Consider the following 20973-nt stretch of genomic DNA (forward strand, 5'->3'; position numbering starts at 1 on the left):
GTTTGAGACAGTGAGACTAAAAGGATTTTCTAATGATTAAATTTGGTACAGGTGGCTGGCGCGCGTTTATTGGTGAAGAGTTCACTAGAGAAAACGTACGCTTAGTAGCGCAAGCACTAGCAAACATCATCAACAATGAAGGAGCGGCAAAGAACGGATTTGTGATCGGCTATGACCGCCGCTTCCTTTCAGATAAAGCCGCGTGTTGGTTTGCTGAAGTGTTGGCCGCTAACAATATCAAAGTAAGCTTTATCGACAAATTCGTTCCTACTCCTATCGTGATGTTCCAAGCGAAAGAGATGGGATGTATTTACTCTGCGTGTATTACCGCTTCTCACAACCCAGCGGACTATAACGGCATCAAGATCTTCATTGAAGGTGGCCGTGATGCTGATGAGATCATCACAGAAAAGATCGAACAACAGATTTCGACCCTAACCAGTGAAGATGTCGTCAGAGTCGATTTTGAACAAGCATTAAACGACAAAGAAATTGAGATCATCAATCCGATGAACGCCTTTGTTGACTCAATCATCAATGCTATTGATATCGAATCGATTAAGAAAGCCAACCTAAAAGTCCTGATTGACCCGATGTTTGGTGTGGCGAAAAACGCACTTCAAACCGTTCTAATCAGTGCCCGCTGTGATGTCGACGTAATCAACGATGGTAAGAACCCAGATTTCGGGGGCCTAATGCCATCTCCTAATGCAGCTACGCTCTACCGATTGAAGCATTTGGTAGCAGCAGAAGGCTATGACATTGGTATTGGTACCGATGGCGATGCCGACCGTTTAGGCATCATCGATGAGAAAGGTCACTTCATTCACCCTAACGAAGTGTTACTGCTTCTTTACTACTACTTATTGGAATACAAAGGCTGGAAAGGCTCTGTAGTGCGTAACATCGCCACCACACATCTGCTCGACAAAGTAGCGGCAGATCATGGTGAGAAGAGCTTTGAGGTTCCTGTAGGCTTTAAGCATATCAGCTCTCAAATGGAAGCCGATGATTCACTGATTGGCGGTGAAAGCTCTGGCGGTTTAACTATTCGAGGTCACATCAAAGGTAAGGATGGCGTGTTCGCATCGAGCTTACTGGTTGAGATGATCAGTGTGACAGGTAAGAAACTCTCTGAGCTGCTTGATGAAATCTACTCTAAGTATGGCTATGCGTATACGGCAGAAGGCGATTGCAAGTTTAAACCTTCAGAGAAGGAAGCGCTCTACACCAAGATCTACGTCGAAAAACAACTGCCTGAATTTGAATACGAAATTGAAAAAGTCAGCTATGAAGATGGTGCCAAGGTGTACTTCAAGAATGGCGGCTGGGTGATTGCTCGTTTCTCAGGAACTGAGCCATTGCTACGAATCTTCGCTGAAATGGAAGATAAAGACACTGCAGAACATGTTCTTCAAAAAGTGAAAGACTTCCTCTCTCTATAGGCTTATAGAGCGCAGCAGTCTTGTATGGGACTTAACAAATCACTGCCTTGTTAACCCCTATAGATGAAGAACTTTTGCCCAGTACTTTCGATTAAAGTGCTGGGCTTTTTTATGGTTCATCACGAATTAGCGGTACTATGAGTTGTACCTAATTAGAAAGCCAATACGCCTTTGGTATCCACTTTTACGTTGACCGGCATACCAACTTCAAGCGCTTCTGACGAGGTTGCCAATAGCTTTTGACCATGTGCTTCAATAACATAACGACAGTGGTCGCCCATAAATTGCTGTTCTAGCACTGAAATAGCACTGTCTTGTTCGTAACTAGCTTGGATATGCTGTGGTCTTAAAAGAAGCTCACACGCACTGCCAAATTCAATCTCCGTTTGTGGTTTAGCTTCAACCACACCTAAGCTGGTTTCAAACTCCAGCTCTGAAATACGCTGTGCATTGAGGTAACTGCCGCCGCCCAAAAAGTCTGCAACAAACTTACTCGAAGGGTGGAAATAAAGCTCCGATGCCGAACCATACTGTTCAATCACACCATGGTTCATTACTGCCATCTTGTCTGCAAACGCGAACGCCTCTTCACGACTGTGAGTCACAAAAATAGCCGTCACACCCTGCTTCTTAAATATTTTACGAATCTGAGAGATCAACTCATGGCGAACCTGAGTATCGATATTTGAGAAAGGTTCATCCAATAACAATAAATCTGGCTTGTATGCTAAAGAACGAGCAATCGCTACGCGCTGCTGTTGACCACCAGAAAGTTGATGTGGGTATCGGTCACCGAATTCATCTAAATGAACCAGCTCCAACATCTCTTGGACTTTCTCTTTCTTTTGCTGATCAGAGAGATCTTTAAGGCCAAAACCAACATTCTGGTTTACCGTCAGGTGCGGAAACAGGGCGTAATCTTGGAAAATCATACCGATGTTTCGTTGCTCTGGTGGCAACCAATTATCACCATCATCAATGGTTTGACAGTTCAAGCTCATGATTCCGCTACTTAATGGAAGCAGCCCTGCAACCGCCTTAAGCAAAGTTGTTTTTCCGCAGCCACTGGCACCAAGAAGACAAACAATTTCACCATGCTCAACTTCTAACGAGAGCGATTCCAAGATGGTTTGCGACTCATATTTGCAAGTCAGATCTTTAATTGATAATGCACAACTCATTAGTGTTTCTGCTCCAAAGAACGGTTAACGATGATCAGAGGAATTAAACCCACCAACACCAATAATACAGCAGGCATTGCCGCCAACTCTAGGTGCTCATCTGAGGCATAGTTATATACATAGGTCGCCAATGTTTCGAAGTTGAAAGGACGTAACAGCAATGCCGCATTTAGCTCTTTCATTGATTCGATAAACACCAGTAAACCTGCGATCAACGCGCCGCGTTTAATCAAAGGCAAATGGACACGACGTAACATCTGGTTGGTATTACAACCCATAGTTTTAGAAGCCATATCCAATGAAGGAGATACTTTACTCAAGCTACTTTCGATACTGCCGATCGCCACTGCAGAAAAACGCACGACCATTGCAAAGATAAGCGCAAACATGGAACCAGAGAAGATCAAACCAGGTCGTCCCCACTCCATCACTTTAGCGATGTCATTGACCAAGTGATCCATAAACAACACAGGTACCATCACGCCAATCGCTAACACCGTGCCAGGAACGGCATAGCCCATCGAAGCAATACGCATGTAAGCCTGATTTTTCTTACTTGGGCTAACACGCTGATTAAAGTTCACAATCATCGCAATGATAACGCCAATAATCGCCGCGACTACTGACACATAAAGGCTGTTAACCGCATACTCTCTGAATTCAGGCGTCCAGCTTTGCGCAAAGTATTTGTAGGCATAGATCATCAACTGACCGAGAGGAAACAAGAATGCAACGCACACTAATCCCCAACACCAGAACAGTGCCAACCATTTTTTCCAACCGGACAAGTCGTAGCGAAAGTCTTCACGACTGCTGAATTGATTCTGGAACAGTTTCTGTTTACGACGGCTATAGCGCTCTGAACTCAACAGTAGGATCACGATAACCAGCATAATTGCCGATATTTTCGCTGCAGCCGTTAAACTTGAGTAACCTAACCAGGTATCGTAAACCGCTGTCGTTAAAGTGTTGACTGCAAAGTAACTCACGGTACCAAAGTCACCGATGGTTTCCATTGCGACAAGCGATAGACCTACCGCCATAGAAGGACGAACAAGCGGTAAAGAGATACGACGAAAGCTTTCCCAAGGTGAGCATTTTAGCAACCGAGCGGATTGCAATAAGGAGACGTTTTGCTCCATAAATGCCGCGCGGCACAACAAGTAAACATACGGGTAAAGAACGAGGGACAGAACAATAATGGCACCCGATAACGTTCTAATGTCCGGGAACCAATACTCACCGGGGCCCCACCCAGTCAGATCTCGCAGTAGCACTTGAACAGGGCCTGCAAAGTCGAACCAATCGGTAAAGATATACCCGACAATATAGCCTGGCATAGCTAATGGCAGTACCAGTGCCCACTGTAAAACACGCTCACCCGGCACACGGCACATTGCCATAATCCAAGCAGACGGAATACCAAAAACTAAAGACAGGAACATGGTTCCTATGACTAAAACCACCGTATTGTAAGCATAGGTGGGCATCACTGTGGACATCAGATGAGAAAATAGCTCATCTGTTTCTCCAACAGCCGTCGTAAAAATCGCTAAGATCGGTAAAACCAGCAATACTGCAATAATGCCGCTACTGGTGTTCCATAAATAATTCTTTTCTTTCATCGCCTAACTACAACGAGGCTTAATGAAACACAAGTGCATTTGCAAATACATCTCATATCCTTTTAATGGTGGGGTTATTTATACCCATATACTGTAACGACTTCAAGGTGAGATGCTAATAACTCAAGGGATCAACGACGAGCTTTGTATCAAAAAGTGATTTTCCAAAAACAAACAACCCCAAGTGACCGAAAATGGCGACTTGAGGTTGTCATTTTACTTGGGCCGAAGCCTACAGTAATAAATTAAAGATCGAACTTAACTTCATCTAATAACTTGATTGCTGCTGCGTGGTGGTCAGCGATCTGGTCTAGAGAAATTGTATCAGCTTTGAATTCACCCCATGAAGCAACAAGCTCAGAAGGTTTAACGTCTGCTTTCACTGGGTATTCGTAGTTTACTTCTGCGTACATGCTTTGCGCTGTGTTACCAGATAGGAATTCCATTAGCTTAACGGCATTCTCTTCATTTGGAGAGTATTTAGCCATTGCCATACCAGAGATATTCACGTGAGTACCTGTTGTCTCTTGGTTAGGGAAGTTAATGTAAACAGAGTCAGCCCAAGCTTTTTGCTCTTTATCGTTAACCATCTTACCTAGGTAGTAGCTGTTGCCAAGAGCAACATCACATAGACCTTCTTTAATCGCTTTAACTTGTGCGCGATCGTTACCTTGAGGCTTACGTGCTAGGTTTGCTTTTACGCCTTCTAGCCACTCTTTCGTTTCAGCTTCACCTTTGTGAGCGATCATCGAAGATACTAGAGAAACATTGTATGGGTGCTTACCGCTACGAGTACAGATTTTGCCTTTAAATTCAGGCTTAGTTAGATCTTCGTAAGTGAACTCTTCGCCTAGACGACCAACACGGTCACGTGAAGAATAAACGCTACGCGTACGAGTTGTTAGAGCAAACCACTCGTTAGCAGTATCTTGGTACTGAGCAGGGATGTTCTTTTCAAGTACATCACTTTCAACAGACTGAACTAGACCTTGTTTAGTTAGTTCAGATAAACGACTGATATCGACAGTTAATACAACGTCAGCTGGGCTGTATTCACCCTCTTGCGCTAACTTCTCTGCTAAACCTTTTTTAGCAAACTTAACGTTTACTTTAATGCCAGTCTCTTTAGTGAATTCCTTGAACATAGGCTCAACTAGGAAAGGTTGACGGTAAGAGTATACGTTCACTTCTTCCGCAGCCATTGCTGTCGGGGCAATCACACTACACGCTAGAGCTGAAAGTGTTAGCAGTTTTTTCATTGTAAAATCCTTTATATCGAAATGATAATCTATATCAGTTGCGTTATTATATTCATCAGTAACATAATTACAATGATGTCCGACAAAAAATTCGTCTACTCAGCACCATCAAGCTCGCACTTTTGTAACAATGTATTTCAAGAGATATTCATATCATCTCCTATTCAAAATACTCGCTCACTCTCTCTTGAAAGATCATTGTTGCTTAGACATAAATAACAAGAAACCCCATAACCAATGGTTATGGGGTTTCTTAAACTAGCTTACTCTTTGTCTACATTAAGCTTTATTCTTTGATTACTTTACTGATACAAATTCAGGGTAAGCGCCAACACCACAATCGTGCATGTCCATACCTTCTAGTTCTTCATCTTCGGTTACACGGATACCAATTGTTGCTTTAAGCACTGCCCATACCGCTAGGCTAGCTCCGAATACCCATGCAAAGATTACTGCTGCACCCAATAGTTGAGCACCAAACGTTGCATCCGCGTTGCTTAGAGGCACAGCCATTAGACCGAAGAAGCCACATACACCGTGAACTGAGATAGCACCCACTGGATCATCAATCTTCACTTTATCTAGAGCAATGATGCTGAATACAACCAAGGCACCAGATACCGAACCAATCGCTACAGAAAATAAAGGTGATGGTGATAGAGGGTCTGCAGTGATTGCTACTAGGCCAGCTAACGCACCGTTAAGAATCATTGTTAAGTCTGCTTTACCCCAAGTTGTTTTACATACTAGTAATGCTGCGATTGCGCCAGCTGCTGCTGCTGCGTTGGTGTTAAGGAAGATCTGGCCAACCGCTGTCGCGTTTTCAAAGTCTGAAACCATTAGCTGAGAACCGCCGTTGAAGCCGAACCAACCAAACCATAAGATGAACGTACCTAATGTTGCTAACGGCATGTTTGAACCAGGGATTGGGTAGATTTCACCATTTTTACCGTATTTACCTCGACGAGCACCGAGTAACAATACGCCAGCAAGCGCAGCCGAAGCACCAGCCATATGCACGATACCTGAACCTGCGAAATCACTGAAGCCTGCTTCTGATAGGAAGCCACCACCCCAAGTCCAGTAACCTTCCATTGGGTAGATAAACGCTGTTAGAACCACAGAGAAGATAAGGAATGACCAAAGCTTCATACGCTCAGCCACTGCGCCCGAAACGACCGACATTGCCGTTGCAACGAACACAACTTGGAAGAAGAAGTCAGATTCTAGTGAATGGTCTGCGCCTTCACCTTGAGTACCAATTAAAGTACCGAATGAAGGTAACCAACCACCTTCACCGTTATCTACGTACATAATGTTGTAGCCAACCACTAAGAAAGTCGTACAAGCAATAGCGTATAAACAGATGTTCTTGGTTAAAATTTCTGTGGTGTTCTTTGAACGAACTAGGCCAGCTTCAAGCATTGCAAAGCCTGCTGCCATCCACATGACTAACGCACCTGAAATGAGGAAGAAAAAAGTGTCTAGTGCGTAACGTAGTTCCATTACTGTTGTCGTAAGTTCCATATTAAAGTCTCCAGTCCTTGTAATTCTTTAAAGTGCTTCAGCATCCATTTCACCAGTACGAATACGTACGGCTTGGCTTAGGTCATACACAAAAATTTTGCCATCACCGATTTTTCCGGTATGTGCTGCTTGGCTAATCGCTTCAACAACTCGGTCAACGTTTTCAGCTTGGGTAGCAATCTCTAGCTTCACTTTTGGTAAGAAATCCACTTGGTACTCCGCACCACGATACAATTCAGTGTGTCCCTTCTGACGACCAAAACCTTTCACTTCAGAAACTGTCATACCTTCAATACCCACATCAGAGAGCGCTTCGCGTACATCGTCTAATTTGAATGGCTTAACAATGGCATTTATTAATTTCATATTCGTTCCTTAAATTCTTCACTTAATCCGTTAATTCTCTTATTACAATCCAAGTAGCGTGCCAAAACGTTAAGTCATTGATTTTAAATAATATGAAAATGATAAGGTCATAAAAACGAAAAAGGCCGCACCAATATGGTGCGGCCTTTTCACTATCTTAATGCGTTGCGCTATTGTTGCTCCAGTTTTGGGCAACCAAGCCTTCAAAGCTCTAAATGACTTAAGAATAGGGGCTAACTAGCGAGTAGAAAGTTAGACCTTAATAGCCTAAAAAGTCCATCCAGCGTTCGATAAGCCGCTCGAAATCATCGATTCCACAGCTTGCTTGGCTTTCACAGTTATAGAAGTCGAATTCACTGCCCTCTTCCATCTCTTGCTCATGCGCTAACACGTTTTCCTGAATCGTTACGTCATCTTCATTGATAGCAAGGCTGATCTCTTTGCCAAGCAGCGTCACTTCATTACTCAGATCCTGTCGAGATTGTTCAATCAACGCCATCACGTGATCCAGTTTCTGCTTATCTTTCCCAATCTCTTCTTGAAGCCAGCGGCCAACAATTTCATGACCCATGCTGCACTTTACATAGTACTCGCCCATTAAAGTGTTTCGTGTAAATTCAAATTCCATAAAGGCTCCGCGCACTAATGACAGATAGGGTAAAAAATGAGGCGAGAGTATATAGCGAAGTCTACGAGAGATCGAGTCGCTCGTAAACTAACATTCAGACATAAAAAAACGCCTACCGAAGTAGACGCTCTATCATTTGGGTTCCTCTAAATAGTTGGAGTTGCAGCTAGGCGACAAGTACGTTCATCCCTATGAGCATAGAAGCTCTATGTGATTAGGGTGAACGTACGCAGTCAACAACGCTGCAGCTACAAATATAACGAGGAACTAAGCTGGCTCTTGGAAGATAACGGTATCTGCTTTTTCCGTGTACTGACCCATTTTATGGAAGTTCAGGTAACGGTATGTATCAGCAGCGGTTGCATTGATCTTCTCAGCGTACTCTAGGTACTCTTCTTTCGTTGGGATACGACCAAGAATCGCACCAACAGCAGAAAGCTCAGCAGAAGCTAGGTAAACGTTCGCACCATTACCCAAACGGTTCGGGAAGTTACGTGTTGACGTCGACATAACCGTCGAAGCATCAGCAACACGAGCTTGGTTACCCATACATAGTGAACAGCCAGGAGTTTCGATACGTACCCCAGCACGACCGAAGATGCCGTAGTAGCCTTCTTCTGTCAGTTGGTCTTTATCCATCTTCGTTGGCGGAGCAACCCATAGGCGAGTATTTAGTGAGCCGTTAAACTCTTCTAACATCTTACCTGCAGCGCGGAAGTGACCAATGTTGGTCATACAAGAACCGATGAACACTTCTTGAATCTCTGTCCCTTGAACATCAGAAAGAAGACGAGCATCATCTGGATCGTTTGGCGCACATAGGATTGGTTGGTCAATATCAGCAAGATCAATCTCGATAACATGTGCGTATTCCGCATCTGAATCAGCAGATAGCAACTCAGGATTCGCTACCCACTCTTCCATTGCCGTAATACGACGCTCAATCGTACGAACATCACCGTAACCTTCAGCAATCATCCACTTAAGCATAACGATATTCGAGTTCAGGTACTCATCGATAGACTCTTGAGACAGCTTAACAGTACAACCTGCAGCTGAACGCTCAGCAGATGCATCAGAAAGCTCAAATGCTTGCTCTACAGACAGGTGTTCAACACCTTCAATTTCTAGTACACGACCAGAGAATTCGTTGATCTTACCTGCTTTCTCAACAGTTAGTAGACCTTGCTTGATACCGTAAAGTGGAATGGCATGTACTAGGTCACGTAACGTGATACCCGGTTGCATTTCACCTTTAAAGCGAACCAAGATAGATTCAGGCATATCAAGAGGCATAACGCCTGTTGCCGCCGCAAATGCGACCAAGCCAGAACCCGCAGGGAATGAAATACCAAGAGGGAAACGAGTATGCGAGTCACCACCTGTACCTACAGTATCAGGAAGAAGCATACGGTTTAACCATGAGTGGATAACACCATCACCCGGACGAAGTGAAACACCCGCACGGTTCATGATGAAATCAGGTAGCGTATGGTGAGTGTTTACATCAACCGGTTTAGGGTATGCAGATGTGTGACAGAAAGACTGCATTACAAGGTCTGCTGAGAAACCAAGACACGCCAGATCTTTAAGTTCATCACGAGTCATAGGACCCGTAGTATCTTGAGAACCCACAGTCGTCATTTTAGGTTCACAGTACTGACCAGCACGTACACCTTCAACGCCACACGCTTTACCTACCATCTTCTGAGCTAGCGTGTAGCCTTTATCAGAAGCTAATGGATCGATTGGTTTAGCAAACAGGTCTGTTTCAGCTAGGCCTAGAGCATCACGAGCACGACCTGTTAGGCCACGACCAATGATCAGTGGAATACGGCCACCAGCACGAACTTCGTCTAGCAAAACTTTGCCTAGTTCAAAGTTTGAAATCACAGCACCGTTCTTATGAACAACACCTTCGTACGGGTAGATATCAATGATATCGCCCATGTTCATGTCTTGTACGTTCAGTTCAATGGGTAGTGCGCCTGAATCTTCCATTGTGTTGTAGAAGATTGGTGCAATTTTACCACCAAGACAAACACCGCCAGTACGCTTGTTTGGTACGAATGGGATATCTTCACCCATAAACCAAAGCACTGAGTTCGTTGCCGATTTACGTGAAGAACCTGTACCAACAACATCACCAACGTAAGCCAGTTGAATGCCGTCTTTTTGCATTTCTTCAATCTGTTTGATTGGACCAACGTTACCCTGTTCGTCAGGAGTAATGCCATCACGTTCCATTTTCAGCATCGCTTTCGCGTGTACTGGGATATCAGGACGTGACCATGCATCAGGCGCTGGAGATAGGTCATCGGTGTTCGTTTCACCAGTGACTTTAAATACTTTAACGGTAATTTTTTCCGCTACTTTGTCTTTAGCTGTAAACCATTCAGCATCAGCCCAAGATTGAAGCACTTGTTGTGCTGAAGCATTACCTGCTTTCGCTTTCTCTTCGACATCGTAGAACGCATCGAACATAAGTAAAGTATGAGACAGGGCTTTAACAGCGATTGGAGCAAGTTCAGCGTCATCTAGTAGAGATACTAGAGATTCGATGTTGTAACCGCCTTGCATAGTACCAAGCAGTTGTGCAGCTTTTGCTTTGCTTACTAGTGGAGATGTCACTTCACCTTTAGTGATAGCCGTAAGAAAGCCCGCTTTTACATAAGCAGCTTCATCTACACCCGGTGGAATGCGGTTTTCTAGTAGGTCAAGAATGATTTCTTCTTCACCTTGAGGTGGATTCTTCAGAAGTTCAACTAGGCCAGCTACCTGCTCAGCACCTAGTGGTTTTGGAACAACTCCCTCGGCAGCACGTTCTTCGACGTGTTTACGGTAGGCTTCAAGCACGACTTTTTTCCTCTCATTGCGGTTCACTTCTTACCTTCATAATTGTTAGTAAAATAAAGAAGTGAACATCCTTGGAAACTTGGCTCTCCATTGCCATTTTTGTCATTCAATTTGTATTGATGAGCGGCGTCATAGAGGCCAAACTGTGGGCGATAGAATAGCAAATTTAACGTTAAATTAAAATCTTATCATTTTGACCAACATAGCAAGTTAAGACGAAAGTCCCACTATTTTTGCCTAATTACGCAGTTAAACGGCTACTCTACGCATGATTATTTGTAGGAAGTACCGACAATCAAATAGACCGAATCATAGTTATCTTCAGTTCGGCCATAAGCCAAAATGATCGGTCCTATTGGCGAATCGACACCTGCAAAAACAGAACCTGCGGTGTACATTGGTGCTTCATCAATGGTTAAATCATTGTTCGACCAAACACCACCATGTTCTATGGATGCACCTACGTAGAACGGTGATTTAAAGAGGCCGAAGTCATTTTCAAACCACTTATAACGATAGATAAGGCTGGTGTAGGCCAAGTTCTGACCTATCATACTATTCCTTGGAATACCTGACAGGTTTAAGAAACCGCCAAGCTCTTTGGGGTCGATTGGAAAAATCGAGTTCTTACTCTCTACAATACCGTAATCAAGCTTTGCGACTAAAGTATGCTTCTCAATACTCTTTGCTGCCATGAAATTAGCCGAAAACTCATAAACCGTATCGCTTTCAGCCCCTAGATCCGGGGTATCTCCAGACGTGTTGTCCTCAAAGTCATCATGGGAAACAAGATATTCTAAATCGACAAAGTAACCTTCCGTTGGCAAACTAAAATTATCTAAAGTATCGAGTCGATAACTAATAAACCCGCCTATACGTGTATACGCTCCGTTACCAAAAGATGGTAGCGAAGAAACCTCCAAACCCCCATCAGTATAACGAGCACCAAATTTCAGTTCTTGCCACAACGTCGGTTGATAGCCTAATGCCAATTCACCGACATATTCACTATAAGTCAGTGGGACATAGTCTGTAGTCGCCTCTAATGTCGGCTCTCCAACCTCCCCCTCAACCACTGACAAGTTTCTATTTTCCTTACTGTAAACAATCGATGCAGAAGTGAACAGTTTTTGACTCGAAAAGAAGGGCGAGTAAAGTTCCGCTTCAATTCGTTTGTCAGTACCCATCTCGACGTTAGTTCTTAGCTCTGCACCATGCTTATTAATATCGGTGAAGTTGGCAGAGACACCGATCGAGTACTGACTGGTAGTAGAGAAATCATCTTCAAGAAAGAATCGAAAGTTGAGGTAGTTTGGGCCCCAAGACTTTTCGTTCACATCGACTTGAAGTTGGTCTTCACCGTCAACGTTGTCAAATTCATAAGTGACCAACTCAAATCTATCCAGTGCATAGAGATCTTTCACTTTAGATTCGATTTCACTGGTTTTCAAAACCTCACCAGAATCAAGGTTTAAGCGGTTTTCGATCAACTTATCTGAATAGTGGGTGTTGTTGTTGATGACAACCCTATCGACGACAGTCTTATCGCCATGTTTCAGCTGTCTGCGTGCTTTTTGTTTGTCCTCGATATAATGCTGATAATCGGCATTTGAGAGTGACAGCTTAGAAAGCTCATCAGTATGCTGCTTAGCGGCTTCATAGCCCGCGAGGAAAGCCGATGGCATTTTATCAAAGTCAGTCGTCTCCATTTGCCCAACATCAGGACGCAGGAAAACATCATCATCAGTCAGTGTTTCAGCTTGCTCTTGAGTGCTGCGTTGGACCAAATAATTAGAGAGTTGGTCAGCTGCCGCTAGAAAATTCGTGAAGTCTTCTTTGCCTTTGTAATTGGTACTGATATCCACCGCAATGACGATGTCCGCGCCCATCGCTCTAGCAACGTCGACTGGCATATTATTGGTGACACCACCATCAACCAGCATTCGGCCATCTAATTCGTAAGGGGGAAGCGCGCCGGGAACTGACATACTGGCCATCATCGCATCAACAAGGTGACCATGGTCGATGACCACTTCTTCAAGCTCAATAATGTCGGTTGCGACTGAACGGTAGGGAATAGCAAGATGGTCAAAAGAGTCGAGTGGAGATAGGTTACCTGTGGTCTCACGCAGAATACGCAACATATTCTGACCTTGAACCACACCTTTCCTAGCTTTGATTTCGCCCCAACCTAAACCGAGATCGGTGTTCAGTTGGTAGCGGTCTTCATATTCTTTGTCACGCACTCGGCGATCACTACGGTTAACGCGATCACGATAGCCGCGATTCCAATCAACCGTATAAATAAAACTTTCAATCTCATCAGCACTCATCCCTGTCGCATAAAGCCCACCAACGTAAGAACCCATGCTGGTACCAGTAATATAATCGACCGGAATTTGCATCTCTTCTAGCGCTTTAAGTACACCAATGTGAGCCGCTCCTTTGGCTCCTCCACCAGCAAGCACAACAGCAACGGTTGGTCTTTTATGAGCTTGTCCAGCTTGCTGAGATTGTTCCACCGGTGTCACAGTAGATGCAAACAGCTGAAAACTGATCACAGTACCGACAATGCCTAAGCCGCTCACCATCCAACGAGAAATCATTCTTTAAACTATCCTTGTCATTCTTTTCTTTTACGACTTTACCACTGAAAAAGCTTTTTTAGCCACTGTTTTGGTTGACTTTCACAACCCTTTTTAATGTTTCCATTCTCATCCCAAACCGGCAGTTTAACCGTACCGTCACAGTCAAACTCTAAAGCCCCTTGAGAAGTTCGAGTAAAACTTGCCGTCGTAATGCCATTCGGCCAAGGCAACAGTAACTGCTCTGGAGTTCGATGTTTCAGATAATCGGCATAAACACGTAGCGCACCACTAGAGCCCGTGAGTTTAGTCGGCTTATTATCATCGCGCCCTAGCCAGATGGTAGTGACTTCGCGACCATCAACACCCACGAACCAACTGTCTCGGCTGTCATTACTGGTGCCCGTTTTACCGGCTAATCCTGCCCATGCAAACTGACCTTGCAGGAAACGCCCCGTACCTTCAGACACACCACGTTTCATGGCATAAGTTGTCAACCAAGCTGCTTGCTGGTCAACGCTTTGTGATACACGAGGGATCGACTGATATAGAACCTCACCATCGTTATCAACAACTGAACGAAGCGCAGACAAAGGTGCGATACGGCCAGAGTTGGTGATGGTTTGGTACATCTGCGCTACCTGAAACGGGGTCAATGAGAATGAACCCAAAAACATCGATGGCACTGGACGAATTTCGTTTTTATCGACACCCAGTTTGCCAATCGTATCTGAAACGCTATCAATACCTAACTGCATGCCCAAACGAACCGTTGGTACGTTGTAAGACTTAGAAAGCGCCACATACAAGGGCACATCGCCACGGAACTTACGATCGAAGTTTCTTGGGCTCCACACGCTGCCTTTACTGCCTTTCAAGCTCAGTGGCGTGTCCTTCAATGTTGTCGCCAACGTGTACTTCTGGGGTTGATCTAGTGCGGTTAAGTAGATTGCAGGCTTAACCAAGGAACCAATAGGACGACTCGCATTCAAAGCACGGTTAAAGCCATCGTAACCAGTACGCTTACCACCGACCATCGCACGAATTTCACCAGTATTTCTATCCACGGCAATAGCAGCAGCCTCTAGCTTGTTACCTGCCGTTTTAGATAAATCAGGCACTTTACGAGCAATCGACTTCTCTAGCTTATCTTGAGAAACCGGATCCAGAGAGGTAAAGACTCGAATGCCTTTCTGAGCTTCAAATCGGTCACCGACATATCTCTTAAGCTCAATGTTTACTTGCTGGAAGTAAGCGGGCTGACGGCTCGCAATACGTGGGTTATCTTGAATATCCAAGTCTCGGCTTGCGGCTTCTTCGTACTGTTTCGGCGTCAATATGTCTTGTTGCATCAGCAAACGTAGAACCAAATCACGTCGAGTCTTAGCTCGCTCAGGGTAACGAACCGGGTTGTAATACGAAGGTCCTTTGACCATGCCGACCAGCAGTGCTAGTTGGTCGATTCGGAGTTCTTGAATCGGTTGCCCGAAATACAAGCGAGATGCTAATCCAAAGCCATGAATCGCTTGTCCACCATTTTGCCCAAGATAAACCTCGTTTAAGTAAGCTTCTAAGATGCGATCTTTGCTGTAACGATGGTCCAAGATAAGTGCAATGTAGGCTTCGCGAACCTTACGCCATAATGTGCGCTCGCTAGATAAGAACAGGTTTTTTGCCAACTGTTGCGTCAACGTACTGCCACCTTGTACGGTTCGCCCCGCTTTTACATTGACCACCATCGCACGAGCGATGGCCAGTGGCGATACCCCATCGTGCTGATAGAAATTTCGGTCTTCGGTTGCCAGCAATGCATCAACCATCACCTCAGGGAACTGATTACGTTTTAAGAACAGACGCTGCTCATCGCTGCTTTTTTCAAGCATGCCAAGCATTTTCGGTTCAACACGCAGATACCCCATGTCGCCTTTCTTCTCTAACGACTGAATGCGAGTTAACTCGTTACCGTTGAAATGCAGCATCACATGACGATCCGCTTCCGGTCCATCGACAAACTCGAACGGGCGACGAATCATTTCAATCTTGGTTGAGGAAGAAGAGTATTCGCCAGGGTGACGAGGAGCGTTCACCTTACGATAATTGAGTACATCCAGCTCATTCTTTACCTGCACCAAACTCACCTGGGTTCCCGGAGACAGGTCCAGCACTCGCGCATAAACCACGGTTGGCAAATCAAACAACTGACCTTCAAAACGCTGCTTGACCACTGAATCAAGATAAATACCGACGAACAACAGCAATGCAGCAAGAGCCAAGCCTGCTTTCCAAGAAATGCCCCACAGGATCTTCAACCAACCTCTCTTACCAGACGGCTTAGCTTTAGGTTTAGTCTTTTTCGCTGCTGCTCTTGGCTTTCTAGGCTTGGCTTTGGTCGCTGGTGACTTCTTTGCTGGCGCTTTTTTAGGTGGTGCCTTTTTGGGCGTTAACATTTTGGTCATCATCGATTCAACTGTCGTTTGGTTTTAGTGGTTGCTACATGGTTAGCAGGGTCATCTGGCCAAGGATGTTTTGGGTAACGGCCTTTCATTTCTTTTTGTACTTCTTTGTACGCGCCAGCCCAAAAGCCAGCTAAATCTTGAGTAATTTGTAGTGGTCGTTGTGCTGGAGAAAGTAGCTCAAGCACCACTTTTTTACGCCCTTGCGCGATCAATGGCGAGTCTCGTTCACCAAAGACTTCCTGCATTCGTACTGAGATCACTGGCTCAGACTGATACTGGTAACGAATTGCTTTCTTGCTGCCCGTCGGCATCAGATAGTCGGTAGGCAGCCATTGATCAATTTCTTGATTCAACGGCCAACCAAGATATGCCGACAGTGCTTGTTCAATCGATACATTCGACAGCCCTTTGGCAGACTTAATGCCATTTAAATACGGCGATAGCCACTCATCAAGATGCTCAACTAAGCTCGCCTCATCCATCGCTGGCCAATCATGCTCAGGTATCCAAAGTTCTGCACAGCGTACCCGCTCAACCAGTTGTTTAGCCGAAGGGGTCCAATGTAAGCGATCCAACCCGCATCGAGCGATATAATTGAGTAGCGCTTTGCTCGCCTGATTCGCATCTGGCTCTGGTAAAGCTTTGGTGCTGATAATCAACTTGCCCAAAGACACTCGCTGCTCTGCCACTAAGCGGCCACGTTTTTCATCCCAATCGGCGTAATCTGAACGCACAAGCAGTTTTGGGAATTCAGCTTCTAGCTGCGAAATATCAACGGCAGTGGCTAAGAAAATCTGACTGGATCGCCCTGTGCTGCGCATCAAATCAATCACTACGATATAGTCATTGTTCGCCAATGAATCATCGTCACGAACCTCAGCCCCGTGGCCATTCGCAAGAAGGAAAGCACTGCTGGTTGCGCTTCTCACTTGTGCAATTCGGTCTGGGAAGGCAAAACAAAGCACTAATGGTAGCAATGATTCGTCAACTTGTGACAAATCTAAGTGATGTTTGAGTTTGCTCGCGAGACTTTTCGCTCGCTGCATCACAACGCTATTTTTTGAGTGTTTTCTTTGCTTCAGTCGATGCAACGAATGCTGAATATCCGTCACATTGCGCTCTAGCTCTTCAAGTAAAGCGGCAGCAACAATCGCGACATTCAGTAGCTCTTGGCTGCTTTGCTGCGCTTTAACCAACATACTGGCGATGCGAGGTTCAATTCCTAAGCGTTGAGCCTGTTTTCCTAGTGCCGTAAATTGACCATTACCGTCTAACAGTTCTAGGTTTTGTAAGAGTTGCTTAGCTTGTTCTGTTGAAGCTTTCGGTGGAATGTCTAACCATTGCAATTCATCAGCACTTGCGGCTCCCCATTGTGTCAATTCAGACACCAACGAAGACAAATCAGAATGAAGAATCTCAGGTTCTGGCACAGCAGGTTGCTGCATCAACTGTGTTTCACTGTACAAGCGAACACACAAGCCCTCTTCGATTCGCCCAGCACGACCCGCTCTTTGTTCAGCTGAAGATTGCGAGATTTTCACTTGCTCCAGCTTAGTAATACCGGTTTTCAGATCGAACTTTGCCACACGCTCAAGCCCGGAATCGACCACCAGTCGAATGCCCTCAATCGTTAAAGAAGTCTCAGCAATATTGGTCGCTAACACCACTTTTCGACGCCCTTTCTCTGATGGCGCAATCGCTTTTTGTTGTTGAGGAAAGCTGAGCTGACCGTACAAAGGACACACATCGATATCGCTGGCGAGTTGTTCTAGTTGAGATTCGACTTGTTTTATCGCCGAGACACCCGGCAAGAAAGCCAAAAGTGAGCCTGACTGTTTCTCCATCAGAGAACGAATCACGTTGGCCATCTTAGGGGCTAAATATTCATTCGAACCTAATGGCTGATAACGGAAGTCGACCGGGAAAGTTCGCCCTTGTGATTCAACATACTTGGCATCAGGCAACAAAGATTGCAGCGCGTGTTGATCTAAAGTTGCCGACATCACCACCACTTTTAGATCATCACGCAGTGCTTCTTGGATCTCCAAACTAAAGGCCAGCGCGGTATCTGCATGGATACTGCGCTCATGAAACTCATCAAAGATCACCATATCAACCCCAGTCAATTCAGGGTCGGTTTGGATCATTCTCGTCATGATCCCTTCGGTTACGATTTCCAAGCGAGTCGCACTGCTGGTTTTAGATTCACCACGAACTCTAAAACCTATGCTCTCTCCCACTTTTTCTCCCAATTGGTTGGCTAAGTAAGTTGCGATATTCCTTGCCGCCAAACGCCTCGGTTCAAGCATAATGATTTTGCCTTGAACGGCGTTGGTCTTAACTAACTGTAAAGGGAAGAATGTTGACTTACCCGCACCGGGAGCGGCCTTTAGAATAAGTTGAGTGTGTGTTTCTACGCCAGCGAGCAGATCTGGCATCACAGCTTCTATGGGCAGTTGTGGCAATGGGAGAACCTTGTGGTGTAATGTTGGCAACATTGTACATAAAAACCTACCTGTCTAAATAAGTAATATGCACTTCAATCCTCCATTAGAGCCAGCGACTCTTATTAAACGCTATAAACGTTTTCTCACTGACATCCAACTTCCAGACGGCAGCGAACGTACTATTCATTGCGCTAACACTGGAGCAATGACGGGATGTGCGACCCCTGGCAATACGGTGTGGTACTCAACCTCAGATAATGTAAAAAGAAAATACCCAAACAGCTGGGAGATCTCAGAAACAGACAAAGGTCACCGTATTTGTGTAAATACTGCGCGAGCAAACCAGTTGGCAGTGGAAGCAATTGAAAATAATACTATAGTTGAACTCTTAGGCTATAACGCGTTACGAACCGAAGTGAAATATGGCAGTGAGAATAGTCGAATTGATATTCTGCTTGAAGATAACGAAAAGCCGCCTTGCTATATCGAAGTAAAAAGCGTCACTTTGCTCGATGAACAACAAACGTCCACTAAGCAACAAATATCAACTAAACAACAAGCGTCAACCAAAGGGCAAGGCTTTTTCCCTGATGCGGTCACCACCAGAGGCCAGAAACATCTGCGTGAACTCACAGAAATGGTCGAATCTGGAAATAGAGCCGTACTTTTATTCACTGTTTTGCATTCAGGTATTGAAAAAGTGTCTGCGGCACACCATATAGACGCCAAATATTCGTTATTACTTAAACAAGCACAAGACGCTGGTGTTGAAGTGCTTTGCTATAAAGCAGAGCTAAGCAGTACTCAAATACAACTAAAACAAGCTGTTGAATTTATCAATAGCTAAGCAAAAATGCTGAACTATTCACATTGATTGCAAGTTTGAACAAGAGTATTTGCCACCATTCGTTCTTTCTGCTATAGATACCCGCCTTAAAATTAGCTGCTTTGCAGTTGACTAGGTGTAAATAGGAGATGCTGTATGCCAGAATCTAAGAAAAAAGCGCTAGGCATCCTAGCCATCGCAGGTGTTGAACCGTACCAAGCAAAGCCAGGTGAAGAATACATGTCACCTGAGCAAACGGAACATTTTACAAAAATTTTAGCAGCTTGGCGCAACCAGCTCAGGGAAGAAGTTGATCGTACTGTGCACCACATGCAGGACGAAGCAGCGAATTTCCCAGACCCAGTTGACCGTGCTTCTCAAGAAGAAGAATTCAGCCTAGAGTTACGTAACCGTGACCGTGAGCGCCGTCTTATCAAGAAAATTGAGAAGACACTAGACAAGATCGAAGAAGACGATTTCGGCTTCTGTGACTCTTGCGGTGTCGAGATTGGCATTCGTCGTCTTGAAGCTCGTCCAACTGCTGACCTTTGTATTGACTGTAAAACACTTGCAGAGATCAAAGAGAAACAGATGCAAGGTTAATTCTTGCGGATGTAAAAAAGGGAGCTTTGGCTCCCTTTTTTGTTTGTTATCCAAGCTGAATATTTCAAGATTTTGATAGAAAATCAACAGCTTTGGCTTGTTTTTACGTATTAATACGATGACTAAACGAACCAAAGTAATAGATAAACGTCTTAAGAATCGGCTACTGCGGTACCATCAAGATTAGGTTTTTCACTTATGAATTATATCGGGCGCTTTGCACCATCACCGTCAGGTCCTCTTCATTTTGGATCACTAGTTGCTGCTCTTGGTAGCTACTTTCAAGCGAAATCGAACCAAGGACAATGGTTAGTTCGCATGGAAGACCTCGACCCACCAAGAGAAATGGCCGGCGCTGCAGACCTCATTCTTAAGACGCTTGAGGCTTACCACCTATTTTGGGATGGCGAAGTCATCTATCAAAGCCAACGCCATGACCTTTACCAAGCTCAAATTGATCAATGGGTCGCTGACAAGCAAGCCTATTACTGCCAATGCACCCGCAAGCAGATAAAGGCTTTAGGTGGCTTTTACAATGGTCACTGCCGAGATGCAGGTTTGATTGATTCAGGCGAACAAGCGGTGCGCTTGTGCATGGATTTTCCAGTAGAGTGCTTTGATGATGTTCGCCACGGCGCGATTCAAATCCCTAAAGCATTGGCTGAAGAAGATTTTATTATCAAACGCAGAGATGGATTGTTTGCCTATAACTTGGCCGTTGTCCTTGATGACATCGATCAAGGGATAACAGAAGTAGTAAGAGGCGCTGACCTGATAGAGCCTACAGGTCGACAAATCAGTTTGTATAAGACACTCAAGCAAAAAACCGTGAGCTACTTGCACTTACCATTGGCAACCGATGGCTTGGGGAATAAACTGTCAAAACAAAATCATGCCACCGCGATAGATCTCGACAACCCAAAACCGACGTTAATCAATGCGATGCGATTCTTAGGTTTTGATATCCCGAATGCTCTTTTCGAAGCGTCAATGGATGAAGTTTTATTGTGGGGCTGCCAGCAATGGAACGTCACTCAGTTACCTGATAGTTTACAAAAAGAGCACAGTAATGAGTTCGAAACTAACGGAAAATCGCAATAACGATACATAAAAATACCCTAACAAATACCTGCGACTAAGCAGACGATGTTCTCAAATGGCTCGCGCTA

At 44.8% G+C, this 20973-nt stretch carries 14 protein-coding genes; 4 read left to right on the top strand and 10 right to left on the bottom strand.

What is annotated here, in order from left to right; genetic code table 11:
* Positions 1–32: 32 nt before the first annotated feature.
* The gene (locus OCU90_RS14300) at positions 33–1445 is read left to right on the top strand and encodes a phosphoglucomutase/phosphomannomutase family protein (protein WP_061022498.1); all 1413 of its coding nucleotides are present in this window, start codon (positions 33–35) and stop codon (positions 1443–1445) included.
* 152 nt (positions 1446–1597) lie between these two features.
* Here OCU90_RS14300 and OCU90_RS14305 read toward each other — a convergent pair whose 3' ends face one another.
* The 10 genes from OCU90_RS14305 to hrpB form a co-directional block, all read right to left on the bottom strand.
* Entirely contained in the window at positions 1598–2626 is a 1029-nt protein-coding gene (locus OCU90_RS14305) for an ABC transporter ATP-binding protein (protein ID WP_004734523.1), read from the bottom strand.
* Positions 2626–4251, bottom strand: coding sequence for an ABC transporter permease (locus tag OCU90_RS14310; RefSeq protein WP_017084265.1), 1626 nt, complete (start codon positions 4249–4251; stop codon positions 2626–2628). Before OCU90_RS14310 ends, OCU90_RS14305 begins: the two co-directional genes overlap by 1 nt.
* A 245-nt stretch (positions 4252–4496) precedes the next feature.
* Positions 4497–5510 (bottom strand): Fe(3+) ABC transporter substrate-binding protein, encoded by a 1014-nt coding sequence (locus OCU90_RS14315; RefSeq protein WP_017093921.1) that lies wholly within the window; start codon positions 5508–5510, stop codon positions 4497–4499.
* Positions 5511–5807: 297 nt separating this feature from the next.
* Positions 5808–7037, bottom strand: coding sequence for an ammonium transporter (locus OCU90_RS14320; protein WP_017088370.1), 1230 nt, complete (start codon positions 7035–7037; stop codon positions 5808–5810).
* A 27-nt stretch (positions 7038–7064) separates the two neighbouring features.
* The gene (glnK, locus tag OCU90_RS14325) at positions 7065–7403 is read right to left on the bottom strand and encodes a P-II family nitrogen regulator (protein ID WP_004738200.1); all 339 of its coding nucleotides are present in this window, start codon (positions 7401–7403) and stop codon (positions 7065–7067) included.
* A gap of 259 nt (positions 7404–7662) precedes the next feature.
* Positions 7663–8031 (bottom strand): YacL family protein, encoded by a 369-nt coding sequence (locus OCU90_RS14330; protein WP_017088701.1) that lies wholly within the window; start codon positions 8029–8031, stop codon positions 7663–7665.
* A 267-nt stretch (positions 8032–8298) separates the two neighbouring features.
* On the bottom strand, positions 8299–10887 hold the full coding sequence (gene acnB, locus OCU90_RS14335; protein ID WP_061022499.1) for a bifunctional aconitate hydratase 2/2-methylisocitrate dehydratase: 2589 nt from the start codon (positions 10885–10887) through the stop codon (positions 8299–8301).
* 272 nt (positions 10888–11159) lie between these two features.
* On the bottom strand, positions 11160–13493 hold the full coding sequence (locus OCU90_RS14340; RefSeq protein ID WP_061022500.1) for a patatin-like phospholipase family protein: 2334 nt from the start codon (positions 13491–13493) through the stop codon (positions 11160–11162).
* Between the two features lie 38 nt (positions 13494–13531).
* Positions 13532–15931 carry a penicillin-binding protein 1B gene (gene mrcB, locus OCU90_RS14345; protein WP_017087413.1) on the bottom strand — a complete coding sequence of 800 codons (2400 nt, stop codon included), beginning with the start codon at positions 15929–15931 and terminating at the stop codon, positions 13532–13534.
* Complete coding sequence (gene hrpB / locus OCU90_RS14350; protein ID WP_061022502.1) at positions 15928–18366, bottom strand: ATP-dependent helicase HrpB; 2439 nt, start codon at positions 18364–18366, stop codon at positions 15928–15930. Before hrpB ends, mrcB begins: the two co-directional genes overlap by 4 nt.
* Before the next feature lie 94 nt (positions 18367–18460).
* Between hrpB and sfsA the strand changes: the two genes are divergently transcribed.
* The 3 genes from sfsA (at position 18461) to gluQRS (ending at position 20905) form a co-directional block, all read left to right on the top strand.
* Positions 18461–19222 carry a DNA/RNA nuclease SfsA gene (gene sfsA / locus OCU90_RS14355; protein ID WP_061022503.1) on the top strand — a complete coding sequence of 254 codons (762 nt, stop codon included), beginning with the start codon at positions 18461–18463 and terminating at the stop codon, positions 19220–19222.
* Positions 19223–19357: 135 nt separating this feature from the next.
* The gene (gene dksA / locus OCU90_RS14360; protein WP_017073117.1) at positions 19358–19804 is read left to right on the top strand and encodes an RNA polymerase-binding protein DksA; all 447 of its coding nucleotides are present in this window, start codon (positions 19358–19360) and stop codon (positions 19802–19804) included.
* Between the two features lie 198 nt (positions 19805–20002).
* Positions 20003–20905, top strand: coding sequence for a tRNA glutamyl-Q(34) synthetase GluQRS (gene gluQRS / locus OCU90_RS14365; RefSeq protein ID WP_061022505.1), 903 nt, complete (start codon positions 20003–20005; stop codon positions 20903–20905).
* Positions 20906–20973 lie beyond the last annotated feature (68 nt).

Source organism: Vibrio splendidus (assembly GCF_024347615.1).
GTDB classification, from domain to species: Bacteria; Pseudomonadota; Gammaproteobacteria; order Enterobacterales; family Vibrionaceae; genus Vibrio; species Vibrio splendidus.